The sequence below is a fragment of the Lentibacillus juripiscarius genome (assembly GCF_042685205.1).
Classification (GTDB): Bacteria; Bacillota; Bacilli; order Bacillales; family Amphibacillaceae; genus Lentibacillus; species Lentibacillus juripiscarius.
Window position 1 is genome coordinate 23,251 of record NZ_JBHUNA010000030.1, and the last position, 17,466, is coordinate 40,716.

Consider the following 17,466-nt stretch of genomic DNA (forward strand, 5'->3'; position numbering starts at 1 on the left):
AAGGGCGCAAGAACGGAATAATAATTACGACTTTTCTTGGCTTATCGGGCCATTAAATAATGTTGGTTATGACGTCCAAGTTGAAGGAAAAAGGGGGTGTAATAATTGAACTGGGCAGTACTAAAAGACGCAAAATGGTGGTCATTAACAGCAACGTCTTTATTATTAGGGGTTATTGGCATAGTGTTGGCGGTATACAATAATAGCTACTGGGCGTATTTTGTTATTATTTCAGCAATATTCACGCTTTTAGGCTCGAATAGAGGAGATCAATTAACGGGTTTGTAAAAACGGGCGCGGTTGTTTAATAATTAAATAAAACAGCTCAGTTAATGTGAACTGAGCTGTTTTATTTTTAATAACGAAGACCGCCACAGAGTAATGTTTTTTAATACGTCCATTTTCTAGTTAATTAACCTGAACAATGGTCTGCGGTAAGAGAACTACTTACCCCAGATTGGCGGTTGCTCTATCAGCATTCATCAGCTTATATTATGAACGCACGTACGCATCAAACTTCTCATTGACACTTGTAACGATTCTTTGATAGGACTGTTCAACCTCATCGTCTTGCAGTGTCTTTTCCGGGTCCTGGTAGAACAGGCTGTAGGCAATTGATTTTTTGCCTTCAGGTAAATTCTCCCCTTTGTAGACATCGAAAATCCGGACATTTTTAACCAGCGGTGTCCCTTCCGTTTCAATGGTTTCTTTAATATCCCCTGCCTTCACATCTTCATCCACAATGAATGCAATGTCCCTTGCGATGGCTGGATATTTCGGAATCGGTTCATAGCCCGTTGTATTCGTGTACAAATCCATGACCTTCTCCAAGTCGATATCAAACACAAATGTTTCGCCAAGGTCCATGTCTTTTTCCATAACCGGATGTGTCTGGCCCAGAAATCCGATGGTACGTCCATCTATCGAAATGGAAGCACACCGGCCAGGATGCATATCAGGCAATTTCGCCTGTTCAAAGGAAATCGGGATATCCAGAAATGCGAACAGTCCTTCAACCACTCCTTTGATAAGATAGAAATCGACTTGTTTCTGCTCATGCTGCCACGGATGACGCAGCCACATACCAGTCATGGCACCTGCTAACCGCAAATTTTCCTTCGGCTGATGTGAAAGTGTTTGTTCATTCGAAATAAACACATTTCCCATTTCAAAATAGCTGATGTCCATTTGGTTCCTTGCCCGGTTGTACGCTACTGACTTCAGCAATTCCGGCAGCATGCCTAGCCGCAAATAATTGTGGTCTTCACTCATTGGCATTGGAAGTTTGACAGGTTCAGGTTCTTTCATGCGCAGATCTGGACTCATCAGCCGGCCTATCGAAGCTTCATCGGTCAGTGAATACGTAATCGTCTCCATCAGTCCGGCACCCTGTAAATAACTGCTTATTGCTCGTTTCAGCTCCTGCCGTTTTGTCAGTCCGCCTGCCTGTGATGATCCTTCTGGAAGTGTGTATGGCAGGTTATCATACCCGTACATGCGTGCAATTTCCTCCAGCATATCCTCAAAAATGACAATATCCCCGCGGCGGGTCGGAACCGTTACGGTGAACACATCATCGTTTTCCACAAACGGAAATTGCAGTTTGGTTAAGATGGTTTCTATTTCAGCTGAAGTAATTACCGTTCCCAGGCGATGATTGATCGCCTTTTCTGTGATAGCTACCGTTTTTTCGGTACGGTCCAATTCGTCAAAAACAACTGGTCCGGTTAGTACGGTTGCTCCGGCATACTCTTCAAGCAGGTGACAGGCCCGGAATCCGGCACGTTCAACCCTATTAGGGTCAACACCCTTTTCGAATCGCGTACTGGAATCACTACGGAGCCCTGTATCTCTTACAGTTGTACGCACTGCCTGCGGGGAGAAATATGCTGCTTCCAGCAAAATCGTTTTCGTGTTGTCATTTACTTCGGTATTCGAACCGCCCATGACACCGGCAAGTGCAACAGGCTCTTCTCCGTTTGTAATAACAAGGTTATCACCGGACAAGACTCTTTCCTCCCCGTCCAGTGTCGTCATGCGTTCATCATCACCGGCACGCCGGACGACAACGTTGCTGGAACCAAAACGGTCATAGTCAAATGCATGCAGCGGCTGACCATACTCCAGCAGCACATAGTTGGTAATATCGACCACATTATTTATTGGCCTAATTCCGGCGGCCATCAGGGCATTGCGCATCCATAGCGGGGATGGTTTTACCTCAATATCCTTTACGATAAATGCCCCGTAATATGGATTCAAATCCGTTGCCTCTACATCAACAGAAATATAGTCTGACGCAAGCTCGCTGTCAGGTTGCACACCTTCATCCGGCATTGTCAGCTCTTTATCCAGAATCGCTGACGTTTCATATGCAACACCGAGCATGCTTAAAGCATCCGAACGGTTTGGCGTTAAGTCAAATTCCAGCACCGCATCATCCAAATTCAGAAGGCGCTGAACATCCGCACCAACGGCCGTATCGTCAGGGAAAACGAAAATGCCGTCTGCAACATCTTTCGGTACGTATTTTTCCGCGATGCCAAGTTCCTGCAGCGAGCAAATCATGCCGTTTGATTCGACTCCGCGCAGTTTTGCTTTTTTTATTTTCATATTGCCCGGTAACACAGCACCTGGTTTGGCAACTGCCACCTTTTGTCCTTGTCTGACGTTCGGTGCCCCGCATATAATCTGCAATTTTTCATCACCAACATCGACCTGGCAAAGATTCAGCTTATCCGCATTCGGGTGCTGGTCACACGCGTCAACATGGCCGATAACAACATTGCTGCTTTGTTCGGCGATATGGTCAATTCCATCCACTTCGATACCGGTTTTCGTAATTAATTCCGCTAATTCTTCAGGGGAAATCGAACCAGTATCAACATAATTGTTCAGCCAATTTATCGATACAAGCACTATAATGTACCTCCTTTTACATGATGATATTGAGTAAGAAAGCGTTTGTCATTTGTATAGAAGTTCCGAATATCATCAATTCCATATTTCAGCATTGCGATACGTTCCGGCCCCATCCCGAATGCAAAACCAGTATAAATTTCCGGATCATATCCAGCCATTTCCAGAACATTCGGGTGTACCATCCCAGCGCCAAGGATTTCAATCCAACCGGAGTGCTTACAGACCGAACAACCACCACCATGGCATACCTTACAGGAGATATCCATTTCCACCGATGGCTCTGTAAAAGGGAAAAAGCTTGGGCGTAAACGGATCTTGCGGTCATCACCAAACATGCTTTTGGCGAATTTGTCAAGAACCCCTTTCAAATCACTCATCCGGACATGCTTGTCAACATAGAGCCCTTCAATCTGTGTGAACTGATGGGAATGGGTCGCATCGTCTGTATCCCGGCGGTAAACCTTTCCCGGGCAAATCATTTTGACTGAGCGGGACCCGCCATATTGCTGCATGGTTCTTGCCTGTACAGGTGATGTATGTGTTCTTAGCAGCAGCTCATTTGTTAAGTAAAATGTATCCTGCATGTCACGTGCCGGATGTCCTTTAGGAAGATTCAGCGCTTCAAAGTTGTAGTAATCCGTTTCCACTTCCGGACCTTCCCGCACTTCAAAACCCATGCCAATAAATAAGTCCTCTATTTCCTCGATAATGCTTGTCAGAAGATGTGGTCCGCCAACGTGAATCGGACGGCCCGGCAATGTGACGTCTATCGCCTCTTTTTCCAGTTTTTCCTCCAATGCGGCTTTTTCAAGTTCGTCCGTCTTTTTCGCAATTTCATTTGTGATAGCCTCGCGAACATTGTTGGCCATCTCTCCTACTGCAGGTCTTTCTTCTTTGGAAAGGCTGCCCATTCCCCGCAGTACACTTGTAAGTGACCCTTTCTTACCCAAATAAGTCACTTTGATGTCCTGAAGTGCCTTTAAATCAGCTGCTCCATCTATTTTATCAAGTGCTTCCCGGCGGATTGCTTCTAATTGTTCTTTCATCACTATACCTCCTTATACGGTTGTTCGGCAGTTTCGGTCAATATAAAAAGCCCCATCCCATCAAAGGGACGAGGCTATGATATCGCGGTACCACCCTTGTTGACACAATTGTCCTGTGTCCAGCTCTCGTTGTTAACGGATCGTTAATCCGGTGCACCTTTACTTAAGCATAAGGTCCAAGTGCCGGCTCCAGAGTGAAGTTGCCATAAATGCCGCAGTGAGATGCTTTCAGTCCGTGACACCTCTTCCCTTTAGCTGCTGCAATCCTTTACAGCACGTCTCTTTCAACGCCTTTAAAATTCATTTTCCATCAAATTTCTTTTATTATAAATAGTTTTGCCGAAATATGCAAGCCTTTAACCGTGAATATAATACATTAAAATACCGGCTGCGACACTGACATTCAGCGATTCTGCTTGTCCGCGGACAGGGATAGTGACCGATTGATCAGCCAATTCGATAATGTCTTCCCTGATCCCTGCTCCTTCGTTTCCAACGATTAACGCCGTTCGCTGACTGACGTCCAGTTTTTCAAAGGAGGAGGCATTCCGGAGTGCAGCAGCCCAAACAGTGAATCCTTCCTGCTGCATTGCAGGAACTTTTTCTTTTAAATCAGCCTGTACAATTGGCAAATGAAACAATGACCCTTGAGTTGATCGGATTACTTTGTCATTAAACAAATCAGCCGTGTCTTCCCCAAGTACGACGCCAGCAAAACCAGCGGCATCCGCTGTTCGAATAATCGTGCCGACATTGCCCGGATCTTGGATGGCATCCATTAGAAGCACCGTATTGCCAGTTATCTCCTCTGGCTCTTTCATGTACACAGTTGCTGCGATGCCTTGCGGGGTTTCTGTCTGTGTAATATGCTGCAGCACTTTCCTGCTGACCATAACAACTGGCAGGTGCTTACACCAGTCAGGACGGTCCATTTCTTCCTGTACAATAATCTCGGCAATCTCCCACCCGCTTTGGTAGGCCTCTTCCACTAAATGGAATCCTTCCACAAGAAACATACCTGCCTGCATGCGTCCTTTTCGTTTGTGCAATTTATTCCATTTTTTCACCTGTTCATTTTGCAATGACGTTATAACCATACTCATCCCCACACGAATTGTTTTTCTTTCTTATCATACATATTTTAGGGTTCACAGGTCAAACTATCCTTAGTTTCAACAATCAGAAGAGGTGGTATCATGGATCTTAATTTACGGAAAGCGATTTTATCCAACATCGCTTCCAATGATCAGGAGCAATTGGAGGCAACGATTGTCGATGCGATTCAGGCAGGCGAAGAAAAAATGCTACCAGGTCTTGGCGTACTGTTTGAACTAATTTGGAAACAGTCAGACGAACAAGACAAGCAGGAAATGATTGAATCACTCGAACAGGGCGTCAAACAGGCAAATGATGCGTAAGGCGGATGTCAGCACATTCGCCTTTTTTGCAGCCAATTCTGTAAAAATGGTTGTCCTTTCAGCTGTATCGGTATAAACTGGCGGGATGCCCTGATACTTGTCGACGTTGCCTGAACTGCGTATATCCATTATGAGAAAGCATCTCCCTCATTTTTCTACGGTATTTTAGAATAACGAAACAAAGCACTACGTTAATAAAGTCATGAACACCTATTTAGCATGACAGCAAGTTTTAAAATGCAAAAACGGCACCCCAAGTTACAATCGGAGTGCCGTTTTTTATTTTTGGAAAAAACTTTTAGCCCAGTTTGATTTCTTTCACTTTGTCACTATCCAGCTTTTTGATGGTCTCCACAATCAGTTTTACGGCATTTTCAAAATCATCACGGTGCAAAATAGCAGCATGAGAGTGAATATAACGAGTTGCAATCGTAATGGACAATGATGGCACCCCATCCGCTGTCAAATGGATGGACCCGGAATCTGTGCCACCGCCGGCCATGGATGCGAACTGGTACGGAATATTTTTCTCATCGGCGGTATCAACCACCAAGTCACGGACTCCCATACTTGGTACCATCGATGCATCATAAATGATGATCTGTGGCCCTTTACCAAGCTTGCTGTCGGCTTCCTTGTCCGAAACACCGGGCATATCCCCAGCAATACCAACATCGACACCAAAACCAATATCCGGCTTAATAGCATGGGCAGAAGTGCGTGCACCGCGCAGTCCAACTTCTTCCTGAATTGTGCCGACACCGTATACTGTATTTGGATGTTTCTCCTCTTTCAGCTGTTTCAGTACTTCAATGGCTATCGCACAGCCAATCCGATTATCCCAGGCTTTTGCCATTAGCATTTTTTCATTTTTCATTTGGGTGAATTCAAAATAAGGGACAATCGAGTCACCTGGGCGTACCCCGAATTCTTGTGCTTCCTCTCTGTCAGCTGCACCGATATCGATAAACATATCCTTTATTTTCACAGGCTTTTTGCGTTCCTCGCTGGACAGCACATGTGGCGGTTTGGAACCAATCAGGCCTGTTATGTCTCCTTTAGCGGTCATAATGGTAACACGCTGAGCAAGCATCACCTGCTCCCACCAGCCTCCAACTGTCTGGAAATAAATAAAACCGTTATCGTCGATTCTGGTTACCATAAAACCTACTTCATCCAGATGGCCGGCAACCATGATTTTCGGTCCATCCACATCCCCGGACTTCTTCGCTATCAGACTGCCAAGGTTGTCCGTATACACATCATCAGCATACGGGGAAATATATTTTTCCATGACCTCCCTTGGTTCCTTTTCATTTCCCGGGATTCCTCTTGCATCGGTCAAGTCTTTTAGCATCGTATTTGTTTCATCTAACTTTGCCATATGTAATTGCCTCCTTTTTCTTCATTATAACGTTTTCAGCCATAATGACAAACTATTTTCACATTAGTATCCCTGATCCTGCCGCTCATAATTAATTTCATTTTTCTCTCGGTATGCATCAATGACGGCTTGTTCGTCAAATCCGAGCAGCTCCCCAAGTTTCACATACTGCCCAAGCAATTCTTTGTAAAGCTGTTCAGATGGATGATGATAAAAGTTAGCACATGTGTCGTAAACCCGAATAAATTGGCCAGACTCATCCGGTGCCGCAGCATTTACTGGATCAGGTGCACTCCGGTATCCTTTTTCCATACCTAGTGAAAGAATGAAATGAATACCATCAACGTATTCTTCCAAAATGACCGATTGTTTATTCCTTGGTTTAGTGCTCCAGAACTTAAAGCATCTTGTCTCATTTGCCAGTTCGCCTAATTCCGTCAGCAGAGCAAGGTATTTTTTTTCAAATAAGTCCTCATTCACCAATTGATGATGCGTTTCAATATAATCATCCAGTTGCTTTTGCATCACGTATAATGATGACCATTCCATGGAAAGCCCCCCATTTCCCTTTTCCTTCATTGTAACACGTTCAGGTGAAAACAGTGTGGGAAGAAACAGAAAACAAAATCATGCAATTAGAAAACTTGGCTTATCGCTAAAGAGATTCCTAAAAGACTGTTGCTTTTTGCGTCACCAAAAGTCCAGGAGAGAGCTTCTCAAGGTCAAAAGCCCAACCGAATACAGCCGAAAAGTCCGAGAGAAGCTTTCTCAGGACCAAGACCTGCGAGGAGTGCAGTTCCGCTGAATAAACTTGCAACACGACAAGCATCCAAGTATTTCCGGATCGGTAGAAGGCGCGCGCCCTAGTTGCACTTATACAGTAAGAAAATATTTATACCTCCTTGTCTACCAAAAAACCATGCACACCCGTGCGCCCGGATGTGCATGTGGCCATCATGTACTGACCTGGAAAAATTCATCCCATTTTATAATCATTTCTTTTCTGCGCAAGAGATAGATAAACGGCAGCAGGGCAAGCAAGAATAAGAGGATGTACAGCGGGGACAAACGTGAAATCCATTGGCCGACAGAGGTGTAAATAAATGCAAGTGGTATATTGGTAAGCAATGATGATTTTGTGTAGTCTCTGAAGTTAGCAGAAATCTCAATCAGACACAATGACAGCAGATGAAAATGGATAAATGGCACGAGTCGCAGTACAGCTATTTGGGATGCAGTAAACGCAGCATTATTGCCGATTAACCGCTGCTTTAGCCGTATCAGTTTGGCAAATGTTTTCGGCATCCAGTTGATTAAGCCGTAAAACATCATACTGGACAACGTTATCCCGATAACCGAATATAAAGTACCCGCTGCAGCTCCAAAGAGGACACCACCCGAAATACATATAAACACGACCGGGAGGAAAAAAAGCGGCCTTAGTAAATGAAAACTAATGAATAAGACCGGTGCAAACAGACCGCCAGTTTCAATAAATGCCAACAGGTAATTGCCCAACAGCTCCATCTCTTCCCTCCTTCATCACTCCTTATTTCATCCAATTGGTACATCTATATGACAAGAGACGAGCCTTTATGACATGAAGTGAAACTTCAATCAGTGAGATTTTTTTATCTCCCACTGATTGTTAGTAGAACGAATCAGGAATTTACGATGCACAGGACGTGCTAGTGCAAGCGTTGCGACAGGACAAGGAAAGCTGCGACAGCACAGCCTCTTCGTGAGAAAAAAAGCTTTTCTTTTTCGAGGACGTCGCGTTATTATCGGCCGGGCTGTTTATCCCCCACCTTCCGTTTTTGGCTTTTCCACTTTAAAGGCGGGGGGTTTTACAGCCCGTTAATGCGTGAGAAAAGAAAGCGGAGGAAAATAGCTGCCTGCAGCAGAATCAGTATTGGCACACCGATCGTAAACGAGCGGTGTTTCGTTTTATGACGAAATTGCCTCATTCCAAGAAAGACACCGACCGCACCGCCTAAAATGGCCAGCGTCCAGATAGTCCGTTCCGGTATGCGGTAAACATGTTTTTTCGCCTTATGTTTGTCGAGCGCCATTAACATAAACGTGATGGCATTGATCCCTATCAAATAAAACAAAACCAGATTTGCAACATCCATACTGGAAATCCCCTTCCAAGTAAAAAAGGGCCAAACCCATTCAAAGGATTTGGCCACTCTCTTCTACATTATGAAACACGTAAATCAGAACGTTATTTTAATGCAGTTTTTGCTTTGTCAGCGAGCTGTGCGAAAGCTTTTTCATCATTAACTGCAAGATCTGACAGCATTTTGCGGTTCACTTCGACACCAGCCTGTTTGAGACCGTGCATCATTCTGCTGTATGAAATGTCGTTCATACGTGCTGCAGCATTGATACGTGCAATCCAAAGCTTGCGGAAATCACGTTTTTTCTGTCTGCGGTCACGATAAGCATACTGACCGGATTTCATCACTTGCTGTTTGGCTGTTTTAAATAGCGTCCGTTTCGAACCATAATACCCTTTTGCCAGTTTTAATACGCGTTTACGGCGCTGGCGTGTTACTGTTCCACCTTTTACACGTGGCATGGTAAATCCCTCCTGAATACGATTGAATAGATGTTTTTATAGTCGTTTTTATACATTAATCGGTCATATACTAATTAATACGGAAGCACTGTTTTGATGCGTCTGAAATCACTTTTCGAAACAGTGGTTGTTTTACGCAGTTTACGCTTTTGTTTCTGTGATTTATTCGCAAACATGTGGCTTGTGTATGCATGCCCGCGTTTGAATTTGCCCGTGCCTGTTTTGCTGAAACGTTTCTGTGAGCCTTTATGAGATTTCATTTTTGGCATACTGGTATCCTCCTTGTACAGTTAAAAGCTTATTTTTCTTTAATTGGTGCAAGCATCATAAACATATTGCGGCCTTCCATCTTCGGCTTGGATTCAACCGTTGCAACATCGTTTGTTTCCTCTGCCATCCGGTCCAGTACTTCGCGGCCAAGGTCTTTGTGCGTGATTGCACGCCCACGGAAACGTACTGATGCCTTCACTTTATCCCCATTGGAGAGGAATTTTCTTGCATTCTTTAATTTGGTGTTGAAATCATGTTCGCCAATCCCGGGAGTGAAACGTACTTCTTTAACATTGATAACTTTTTGCTTTTTGCGTGCTTCTTTTTCTTTCTTCTGCTGTTCAAAACGGTATTTCCCGTAATTCATGATCCGGCATACTGGTGGTTTCGCGTTCGGTGCCACCATAACCAAATCAAGGTCCCGTGTTTGGGCAATGTCAAGCGCTTCGTTACGTGACTTCACTCCCAGCTGATCGCCGTTCGAATCGATCAGCCGCACCTCGCGGGCACGAATTTTTTCATTGACGTTCATCTCTTTGCTAATTGCCAGCCACCTCCATTTTTTATTTATGTTATTGATCCGTCATTGACAAGTGTCCATTTTTATCAAACAAAAACGTGCGGGCATACTATGCACCCACACGTCTTCCATCGTTTGCTGAAAAGTACGGAACCAGCCGACTGCTAAACCAGCGTCGATCAGGTGAGAAGCGGGTGCTTCTTCTTGTCTCAGATCATTTCATTTTAGCTTTTATAGAATAGCATTGATCGGATATTCTGTCAACCGTCACCTGCTATCGCTAATACGTCCAATGTCAGTGTATCATGGTTCCTGCAGAATGAAAAGCCCAGAAACATCACAGCATTCCGATGATATCTTATTGTTTTTTCCGCAATACCTTTTGATCTATTTCTTCTTTAATCATTGTTTCAAAGTCTTCGTAGGCCAGTGTCTGTGAATCATTTTCCCCATAACGGCGGACATTCACAGCATCATTTTCGATTTCGTTATCTCCAAGCACTAAGGCAAATGGAACTTTTTGTGTCTGTGCTTCCCTTATCTTATAGCCAATTTTCTCATCTCGTTCATCAACCTCCACGCGAACACCCTGATACCGTAATTTATCAGCAACTTTCGTGGCGTAATCCAGATGAGCCTTCGGTGCGACAGGAATTACTTTTACCTGAACTGGTGCCAGCCAAGTCGGAAATGCCCCTTTATATTCTTCAATCAGAAAAGCAACAAACCGTTCCATGGTGGAAACAACACCGCGGTGGATCACAACCGGACGATGCTGATTGCCATCTTCGCCAATATAAGTCAAATCGAATCGTTCCGGCAGCTGGTAATCAAGCTGTACAGTCGACAATGTTTCGTCCTTGCCTAAAGCTGTTTTCACCTGCACATCAAGTTTTGGACCATAAAAGGCAGCTTCTCCTTCCGCTTCAATGTATTCGACATTCATTTCTTCCATCGTTTCTTTCAGCATGGCCTGTGCTTTTTCCCACATTTCATCGTTGTCAATATATTTTGCCTTGTCATCCGGATCACGATAGGAAAGCCGGAAGTAGTAATCGTCAATCCCGAAATCTTTGTATACTTTCTGAACAAGTTCGACCACTCGGACAAATTCATCCTTAAGCTGGTCCGGACGGGCAAAGATATGTGCATCATTCAGCGTCATTGCGCGAACCCGCTGCAGTCCTGCCAAAGCACCGGACATTTCATAACGGTGCATCGTGCCAAGTTCCGCGATGCGTACTGGGAGATTGCGGTAGCTCCACAGCTGGTTTTTGTACACCATCATATGGTGCGGACAGTTCATCGGGCGCAGGACTAGGTCTTCGTTGTCCATTTCCATTGCAGGGAACATGTCGTCTTGATAGTGGTCCCAATGTCCGCTTGTTTTGTAAAGTTCAACACTGCCAAGTACTGGTGTATACACATGATCATAGCCAAGGCGTTCTTCCAGATCGACAATGTAACGCTCAATGTTACGGCGGATGGTCGCACCTTTTGGCAGCCAGAGTGGCAGTCCTTGTCCAACCTTTTGCGAAACGTTAAAGATCTCCAATTCTTTCCCAAGTTTACGATGATCACGTTCTTTCCGTTCTTCAAGAATCTTTAAATGTTCATCAAGCTGTCCTTGCTTTTCAAACGCTGTGCCATATACACGCTGCAGCTGCTTATTATTGCTGTCTCCGCGCCAATAGGCTCCAGATACACTCAGCAGTTTAAATGCTTTGATCTTGCTTGTTGATGGGACGTGAACCCCACGGCATAGGTCAAAAAATTCCCCTTGCCTGTAAATGGTTACTTGCTCATCTTCCGGAATAGCATCAATCAATTCCAGTTTCAGATCATCACCAATTTCCCGGAACATTTCCCTTGCCGCATTACGGGAAACTTCCACACGTTCTATCTCCAAATTCTCGTCAACAATCTTTTTCATTTCTTTTTCAATTTTTGGTAAGTCTTCCGGTGTGATGGAATGTTCCAGGTCCATATCGTAATAGAACCCTTCTTCAATTACCGGTCCGACACCAAAGTTGACATCGCCATACAGCCTAGTGACCGCTTGTGCGAGTAGATGTGCGGTTGAATGGCGCATAATGTCAACACCTGCATCGTCCTTATAAGTGACAATTTCAATTGTGCCGTCATGTGGGAGTTCCCGGCGGAGATCCACCAATTCCCCGTCTAGTTTAACGGCAAGTGCCTGTTTTTTCAGCCCCGGGGAGATAGAGGCCGCAATGTCCTCCCCTGTAGTCCCTGCAGGAAACTGTTTCTCTGCTCCGTCTGGAAATGTGATCGTTAATTGTTCCATCGTCCACTGCTCCTTCCATGATTCCTAGTTTCGCTATTTCCTACAATAATAAAAGCGCTCATCCCTCTGCTTAAAGCAAAGGGACGAGCGCTGGTCACGTGGTTCCACCCTATTTCCCGCAAAAAATTGCGGCTCATCGATCGTTAACGCTGATGAGGCGCTGCTGTTTACTTCCTCGGTTCAACAGCAGAGTTCAAAGGGGGTAATCATTTGTCCGATCAGTGGAAGCTTTCAGCCAATGACTTCCTTCTCTTTGCTGCCGGGGCAAATAATCATGTCCTTATCGTTACTTTTAACTAGCTTAAAATGATATTTGTTTTATTATAGCTCCCGTTCCACATAAAATCAAGTCCTTTTTTCATTTATGTGTCAGTTGATATGGAAATGGAAATCGCTTCTTTGGTTCGAATGTCACGCGCTCCTGAAAGACGTTGATGACGGTCAGTGTTTTTGCATCTGACGGGCTGTCTCCGTAAATATAGATGGTTTCCGGACACATGGCAATCAGTGGTGCAAGATTCCACTCATCCTCGTCAAGTCCAACCATATAAAGCGGTTCCTCTTGCATCAGCCTCCGCAGTTCAATTCTGGAAAAGCGTTTCCCATCCGGTCTGTAAAAAGAAAACGGCTCGCCCTGGAGAACGTGAACCGTATGAAACATGGATTTGCGTTGTCCGATATGGTTGCGCAGCATGTCAATAAACGCTTGGTGATCCTCTTCCAGTTTGAATTCGTCAATGGCCAGTCCAACATAGTGAGCAAGCTGATCCTTAAACACTTTTGACTGAAAGTTGACAATGGAATCAAAATGAACCGCTCCGGAATGTTTAATATTGGCGGAGAAAAGCGAGTAAAGAAGACGGCATGGATCCTTATTGTTTCTTATAATCTGACTATCATCCACATCACCCGTGACGATACGATAGGACAAATCCATAATGCGTTCAACTTCATCAGGATTCGAATAATAATAATAATCTTTAATAATAGCATCCAGCATATCCGTTAGCCGATGTGAAACAAATACACCGACCATTGCCTCGGCGATTGTCTCCATTAGATCGTTGCCGGGCACCTGATAATCCAGCTGTAAATGATTCCCCCATTCTTTATTGTTTTTCCAGTGCAGCTCAAGCTTTTTGTTAATTTGAAATAAATACTCACAAAAACGTATTGCCTCTTTATCCGATTCGAAATACACTTCAAGCAAATACATCACCCTCACCCAAGACCAAACTGTTACATTATATGGACATCCATACCGAAACATGTATACTCCATAAAAACTAGTAACTATCTTTGTCCAGGCTCAGTAAGATAGGGAGATGCACGATGCTAGTGCCTGTTGCAAAAAAAGGTGTCTATCCAGTTTCTTGAACCAGACAAACACCCTTCGGACCGACCGTGGTTTCTCATGAGAATTACTGGCCATCCCGGCGGTTTTCACCACCCAGACCAACTTCTTTACTAACCTGTTTGATTCGCTCGATGATACGGCCAGCTTTCACTGTTTCATTGCCGCCCCGGCTAGTGGAGGCCATTTGCTGCTCCAACTGTTCCAGACTGTAGTTGGACGTGAAGAACACTGGCATATTTTCCATCATCCGATACTGCAGAATGGATCCAAGTATTTCGTCCCGGAACCAGGCGGACTGGGTTTCCGCACCGATATCATCAAGCATGAGCACATCGGTGTTTTTAAAGTAATTGATTTTTTCATTAATCGAATCATCTTTAATGGAGCTCTTCATTTCCCGGACAAATTCAGGCATGTAAATTAGCATCGATGATTTATTGTACTCTTTCAGTGCATTGGCTAGTGCACCGATTAGATAAGTCTTGCCGACACCGAATGGACCGTGGAAATAAATACCTTTTGCAGGCAATTCGTTGCTAGCATTATTCAGGAAAAGAAGTAGCTGCCGAATACCTTCTCCTCGTTCACTATCATGGTCAATGTCGGCTATCGTTGCATCCAGTATTTCTTTCGGCATATATAAACTTTGAATAAGACTCTGCTGTTCCCGCTGTTTTTCCACATCAATCCTGTTATGACATTTCTCGTAAACCAGATGAATTTCGCCATTTTCAGTCTGAAGAACAGGGGAGTAACCTTGCAGCATGTTGATACACTGTCCGAATGATGCACACTTGTCACACTGCTTGGATTGTGTCTTATATTCATGAAGTTTAATCAGGTTCTTGTCCACTTCCTGCTGGGACAGCTGCGGATTTCGTGACAGGAATGCCTGTATTTCCGGATCATTCAGTACTTCTTCCCGAACACGCAAATAATTTTCTTTGAAGTTTTTGTTTTTTTGCATCCATTTTTTCAGTTCCGATTGTACCGGCTTCATGTAAATCATCCTTACGATTGACTATTCTTCTTCCCGGAGAACTTTTTCAGCAGCTGTTCCGTTTCGTGCCATTCTTCGTCTGATATGCCTTGCTGCTGTTTGGGAGCAGGATTAGTGTCACGCTGTTTCTTTTTTCTTTCCGTGAACCACTCGGGGACAACTTCTTTTGAAGCCGTTTTTTGGCTGGATTTTTTCTTGTTTTTGCGCTGTTGATAGTGTGCCTTTTCGTTTTTGGCAAAGCGCATGGCTTCCCTTGCCGTCTGCAGGTTAGCACGCGACCAGTGACTTGCAATCGTCTCCATATAGGCTTTGGACAGCTTCATGTTGGACTGAAGCAAAACATAGTGAATCAGCACATTCATGACCGGTGAAGGCAGGCCTTGCGTTGTCATCACTTCCCGGATTACCTTCAAATCCTGGCTGGACGCCTGACCGCCATTGGATAAGTCTTCCAACAGCTGCTTCGGTGATATCCTTTCCAGTTCTGCAATCAGCTGTTCCTCTTTTGTCGTTGGGTTGTGCGTTATTGTTTCTTCCGTTGTGTCCGGCTGTTTTTCCGTCAGCCTGACAGCGGCCTGGTGATTATTCTGGAAAAGGTCATGACACGCTTCTTTAAATTCATTTTGATTTAGTGCGTTTTCCTCTGTCAGTGCCCATAGCACGGCTTTTTCAACCTCATATTCCGGCATATCATACAGTGTCATCATCTGTGCAATCAACTGCCTGTTGGCTTGTGTCAGCACTTGTTCTGCAGGGATCATTCGCTGCTTTAGTACCCGTTCCATCCAACTGAAATCAGGTTCCGTTGACTGTTCTGGTTTTCTTTCATGCAAATTACGAGATTCTGCCGCGGGTTTCTCCAGTGTCCCTTCATCCGGCAACACGGTTTGAAAAACATCTCCAAAAGAAGCCGTAATATTTACACCTTGATTGCCTCGATGTGGTTTGGCGAAATGATCCTTCAGCATTGCAAATTTCACCTTTCCGATATGATGATACAAGAGCTGTGCAAGCATTTCATCCATAAAAAACTGTGACGGGGCAAAAGGCGGGTGTAATTCATACGTATAAATGTTGTATTCATTCGCCTGCTCCTGGAAGGTTTTTAATAAACCGATGCCTTCCAATTTCCGTCTGGTCCGGTAAAGATCATCGAGCGGCAAATCCATGTAATTCATTAATGTGTGGTGTGTCTGTACGGCCGAATCTTGCTGCAGCTCGATTTCATGCAGTAGTGTCATGTACAAGGAAATTGCCTGTATGCCGATGAGCGGCTGGTACAAATGTGTCAGTGCATGTGCAAAATCCGCCGGCAAATCTTTTTCCAGCAGTACTCGATAGCCGTCAATCGGTAAAATTTTCCCAATGTCACGCATGGTGCACAAACCCTTTCCCTATTGTAAACAAATATTTCTTTATAACTTAATCGTTTTGTTCTTTATCCGTCTTTATCAAATCTTTTAACTCATCCAAAAACACAGAGATATCCTTAAACTGCCTGTAAACAGAAGCAAAGCGAACATATGCCACCTCATCAATTGTTGACAGCTGTTCCATCACCATTTCACCTATTTGATTGCTTTCCACTTCCGATACACCTTCGTTACGCAAGGCTTTTTCAACTTCAAGTGCAACCTCTTCAATGGATTCCAGCGGGACCGGTCGTTTTTCACATGCTTTGATGAGTCCGCGTATCAATTTTTCGCGACTGTACTCCTGTCTGGTGCCATCTTTTTTAACGACAATCAGCGGAACTTCTTCAATCCGCTCAAACGTCGTGAACCGGAAACCGCACTGTTCACACTCCCTGCGCCGTCGGATGGAACGCCCTTCCTCAATCGGTCGTGAATCCAACACTTTTGTACTTTTATTCTGGCAATTTGAGCATCGCATGTTGTTTTACTCCAATCATCTGTGAGCAGGCTGTTGCTCTATGTTTTTTACAAGCGGCAGTTCTTTATCCGTATGGGCGTATAACCGCTGAATCACTTTATGGCTGAAGCCGAGATCAAATCGTAGGAATGACTCGGTTGTAACCGAAAAGTCGATGGCTGTCTGAAGCGGCTTGACCATAGTCACAGTTGCTACAATAAATGCCTTTTTACGTTCAGTAATCGTTGCGCTAATTTCACCGCGATCGCTGGAGGAAGCATGAATATCATACAACGGATCATTCCGAAATAGACTTTCCAGAATAGTTACTCCTTTATCAGCAGTTATTTTGTAATAGTGTGTCTGAAGCAAGGGATCCGTATGTGAATCATTTGTTTCCGCATGATCACTGAAATACCTGGCGATTGTTTGACGTAACGGCACTTTCCTCACCCGCTCTGTTATGAGTATATATCTTTTAATGGCTAATTTAATCATAGACTATGTTTCTATATTGTAACACGATTTTCACCACTGAAGTAAATAAAATTAATGAAATGCGTTTCCAGGTGGCGTTCATCAAAAAAGAACTGTTTTCTAAATGACTGTTGCTTTTTGCGCCACTCCAAAGAGTAAAACCCTGCTGAACAATTTCCGAAGTTATACAATAATGAACAGTTGGTCGTACTTTGTAATTATAATTCTTTCGTTAATTGGAGAAATCTATTAAGGAGGTTATTTGGAGAACGAAGGAAAAAGGAGCATAATCGCTCCTTATTGTTTTT

General features: G+C 44.2%; 19 protein-coding genes and 2 other annotated features. Of the genes, 2 read left to right on the forward strand and 17 right to left on the reverse strand.

Annotation, left to right across the window (positions count from 1 at the left end):
* The first annotated feature begins 105 nt into the window (after positions 1–105).
* The gene (locus tag ACFSUO_RS12670; protein WP_068446700.1) at positions 106–288 is read left to right on the forward strand and encodes a hypothetical protein; all 183 of its coding nucleotides are present in this window, start codon (positions 106–108) and stop codon (positions 286–288) included.
* A gap of 204 nt (positions 289–492) precedes the next feature.
* On the opposite strand, the gene pheT is transcribed toward ACFSUO_RS12670, so the two are convergent.
* The 3 genes from pheT to ACFSUO_RS12685 form a co-directional block, all read right to left on the reverse strand.
* Positions 493–2,919, reverse strand: coding sequence for a phenylalanine--tRNA ligase subunit beta (pheT, locus tag ACFSUO_RS12675; RefSeq protein WP_382394630.1), 2,427 nt, complete (start codon positions 2,917–2,919; stop codon positions 493–495).
* Positions 2,919–3,968, reverse strand: a complete 1,050-nt coding sequence (gene pheS, locus ACFSUO_RS12680; protein WP_382394632.1) for a phenylalanine--tRNA ligase subunit alpha — start codon at positions 3,966–3,968, stop codon at positions 2,919–2,921. The genes pheT and pheS overlap by 1 nt, the downstream gene beginning before the upstream one ends.
* Positions 3,969–4,324: 356 nt before the next feature.
* A complete protein-coding gene (locus ACFSUO_RS12685) occupies positions 4,325–5,065 on the reverse strand; it encodes a TrmH family RNA methyltransferase (RefSeq protein WP_382394634.1) in 741 nt (246 codons plus the stop codon).
* A 99-nt stretch (positions 5,066–5,164) separates the two neighbouring features.
* Here ACFSUO_RS12685 and sspI point away from each other — a divergent pair, with 99 nt between their 5' ends.
* Positions 5,165–5,386: a small acid-soluble spore protein SspI gene (gene sspI, locus ACFSUO_RS12690; protein WP_382394636.1), complete on the forward strand. Its 222-nt coding sequence runs from the start codon at positions 5,165–5,167 to the stop codon at positions 5,384–5,386.
* Here sspI and ACFSUO_RS12695 read toward each other — a convergent pair.
* From ACFSUO_RS12695 to ACFSUO_RS12760, 14 genes are all read right to left on the reverse strand, one after another.
* Entirely contained in the window at positions 5,348–5,515 is a 168-nt protein-coding gene (locus tag ACFSUO_RS12695) for a hypothetical protein (RefSeq protein ID WP_382394638.1), read from the reverse strand. The two genes, sspI and ACFSUO_RS12695, sit on opposite strands and share 39 nt — an antisense overlap.
* A 169-nt stretch (positions 5,516–5,684) precedes the next feature.
* On the reverse strand, positions 5,685–6,770 hold the full coding sequence (locus ACFSUO_RS12700; protein WP_382394640.1) for a M42 family metallopeptidase: 1,086 nt from the start codon (positions 6,768–6,770) through the stop codon (positions 5,685–5,687).
* Between the two features lie 63 nt (positions 6,771–6,833).
* Complete coding sequence (locus tag ACFSUO_RS12705) at positions 6,834–7,319, reverse strand: dUTP diphosphatase (protein ID WP_382394642.1); 486 nt, start codon at positions 7,317–7,319, stop codon at positions 6,834–6,836.
* Positions 7,320–7,724: 405 nt separating this feature from the next.
* Positions 7,725–8,297, reverse strand: coding sequence for a TVP38/TMEM64 family protein (locus tag ACFSUO_RS12710; RefSeq protein WP_382394644.1), 573 nt, complete (start codon positions 8,295–8,297; stop codon positions 7,725–7,727).
* 320 nt (positions 8,298–8,617) lie between these two features.
* The gene (locus ACFSUO_RS12715) at positions 8,618–8,905 is read right to left on the reverse strand and encodes a DUF1294 domain-containing protein (protein WP_382394646.1); all 288 of its coding nucleotides are present in this window, start codon (positions 8,903–8,905) and stop codon (positions 8,618–8,620) included.
* 92 nt (positions 8,906–8,997) lie between these two features.
* Positions 8,998–9,354, reverse strand: a complete 357-nt coding sequence (gene rplT, locus ACFSUO_RS12720; protein WP_382394648.1) for a 50S ribosomal protein L20 — start codon at positions 9,352–9,354, stop codon at positions 8,998–9,000.
* A gap of 74 nt (positions 9,355–9,428) precedes the next feature.
* Positions 9,429–9,623, reverse strand: coding sequence for a 50S ribosomal protein L35 (gene rpmI / locus ACFSUO_RS12725; protein WP_382394650.1), 195 nt, complete (start codon positions 9,621–9,623; stop codon positions 9,429–9,431).
* A gap of 29 nt (positions 9,624–9,652) precedes the next feature.
* The gene (gene infC, locus ACFSUO_RS12730; RefSeq protein ID WP_382394652.1) at positions 9,653–10,156 is read right to left on the reverse strand and encodes a translation initiation factor IF-3; all 504 of its coding nucleotides are present in this window, start codon (positions 10,154–10,156) and stop codon (positions 9,653–9,655) included.
* 74 nt (positions 10,157–10,230) lie between these two features.
* Positions 10,231–10,356, reverse strand: a sequence feature (ribosomal protein L20 leader region).
* A 146-nt stretch (positions 10,357–10,502) separates the two neighbouring features.
* Entirely contained in the window at positions 10,503–12,452 is a 1,950-nt protein-coding gene (gene thrS, locus ACFSUO_RS12735; protein WP_382394654.1) for a threonine--tRNA ligase, read from the reverse strand.
* 76 nt (positions 12,453–12,528) lie between these two features.
* Positions 12,529–12,748: a binding site (T-box leader), on the reverse strand.
* A gap of 62 nt (positions 12,749–12,810) precedes the next feature.
* Positions 12,811–13,653, reverse strand: coding sequence for a sporulation protein YtxC (gene ytxC, locus ACFSUO_RS12740; protein WP_382394869.1), 843 nt, complete (start codon positions 13,651–13,653; stop codon positions 12,811–12,813).
* Positions 13,654–13,873: 220 nt separating this feature from the next.
* The gene (gene dnaI / locus ACFSUO_RS12745; protein WP_382394656.1) at positions 13,874–14,809 is read right to left on the reverse strand and encodes a primosomal protein DnaI; all 936 of its coding nucleotides are present in this window, start codon (positions 14,807–14,809) and stop codon (positions 13,874–13,876) included.
* Between the two features lie 11 nt (positions 14,810–14,820).
* Positions 14,821–16,185 (reverse strand): replication initiation and membrane attachment family protein, encoded by a 1,365-nt coding sequence (locus ACFSUO_RS12750; protein WP_382394658.1) that lies wholly within the window; start codon positions 16,183–16,185, stop codon positions 14,821–14,823.
* Positions 16,186–16,231: 46 nt separating this feature from the next.
* On the reverse strand, positions 16,232–16,702 hold the full coding sequence (gene nrdR / locus ACFSUO_RS12755) for a transcriptional regulator NrdR (protein WP_382394660.1): 471 nt from the start codon (positions 16,700–16,702) through the stop codon (positions 16,232–16,234).
* Between the two features lie 15 nt (positions 16,703–16,717).
* Positions 16,718–17,125: a cytosolic protein gene (locus ACFSUO_RS12760; protein WP_382394662.1), complete on the reverse strand. Its 408-nt coding sequence runs from the start codon at positions 17,123–17,125 to the stop codon at positions 16,718–16,720.
* Positions 17,126–17,466 lie beyond the last annotated feature (341 nt).

Excerpts from the sequence above, each read along its gene's own strand:
- pheS (WP_382394632.1), bottom strand. The coding sequence starts at position 3,968 with ATGAAAGAACAATTAGAAGCAATCCGCCGGGAAGCACTTGATAAAATA.
- ACFSUO_RS12685 (WP_382394634.1), bottom strand. The coding sequence starts at position 5,065 with ATGGTTATAACGTCATTGCAAAATGAACAGGTGAAAAAATGGAATAAA.
- sspI (WP_382394636.1), top strand. The coding sequence starts at position 5,165 with ATGGATCTTAATTTACGGAAAGCGATTTTATCCAACATCGCTTCCAAT.
- ACFSUO_RS12695 (WP_382394638.1), bottom strand. The coding sequence starts at position 5,515 with ATGGATATACGCAGTTCAGGCAACGTCGACAAGTATCAGGGCATCCCG.
- ACFSUO_RS12700 (WP_382394640.1), bottom strand. The coding sequence starts at position 6,770 with ATGGCAAAGTTAGATGAAACAAATACGATGCTAAAAGACTTGACCGAT.
- ACFSUO_RS12705 (WP_382394642.1), bottom strand. The coding sequence starts at position 7,319 with ATGGAATGGTCATCATTATACGTGATGCAAAAGCAACTGGATGATTAT.
- ACFSUO_RS12710 (WP_382394644.1), bottom strand. The coding sequence starts at position 8,297 with ATGGAGCTGTTGGGCAATTACCTGTTGGCATTTATTGAAACTGGCGGT.
- ACFSUO_RS12715 (WP_382394646.1), bottom strand. The coding sequence starts at position 8,905 with ATGGATGTTGCAAATCTGGTTTTGTTTTATTTGATAGGGATCAATGCC.
- rplT (WP_382394648.1), bottom strand. The coding sequence starts at position 9,354 with ATGCCACGTGTAAAAGGTGGAACAGTAACACGCCAGCGCCGTAAACGC.
- rpmI (WP_382394650.1), bottom strand. The coding sequence starts at position 9,623 with ATGCCAAAAATGAAATCTCATAAAGGCTCACAGAAACGTTTCAGCAAA.
- infC (WP_382394652.1), bottom strand. The coding sequence starts at position 10,156 with ATGAACGTCAATGAAAAAATTCGTGCCCGCGAGGTGCGGCTGATCGAT.
- thrS (WP_382394654.1), bottom strand. The coding sequence starts at position 12,452 with ATGGAACAATTAACGATCACATTTCCAGACGGAGCAGAGAAACAGTTT.
- dnaI (WP_382394656.1), bottom strand. The coding sequence starts at position 14,809 with ATGAAGCCGGTACAATCGGAACTGAAAAAATGGATGCAAAAAAACAAA.
- ACFSUO_RS12750 (WP_382394658.1), bottom strand. The coding sequence starts at position 16,185 with ATGCGTGACATTGGGAAAATTTTACCGATTGACGGCTATCGAGTACTG.
- nrdR (WP_382394660.1), bottom strand. The coding sequence starts at position 16,702 with ATGCGATGCTCAAATTGCCAGAATAAAAGTACAAAAGTGTTGGATTCA.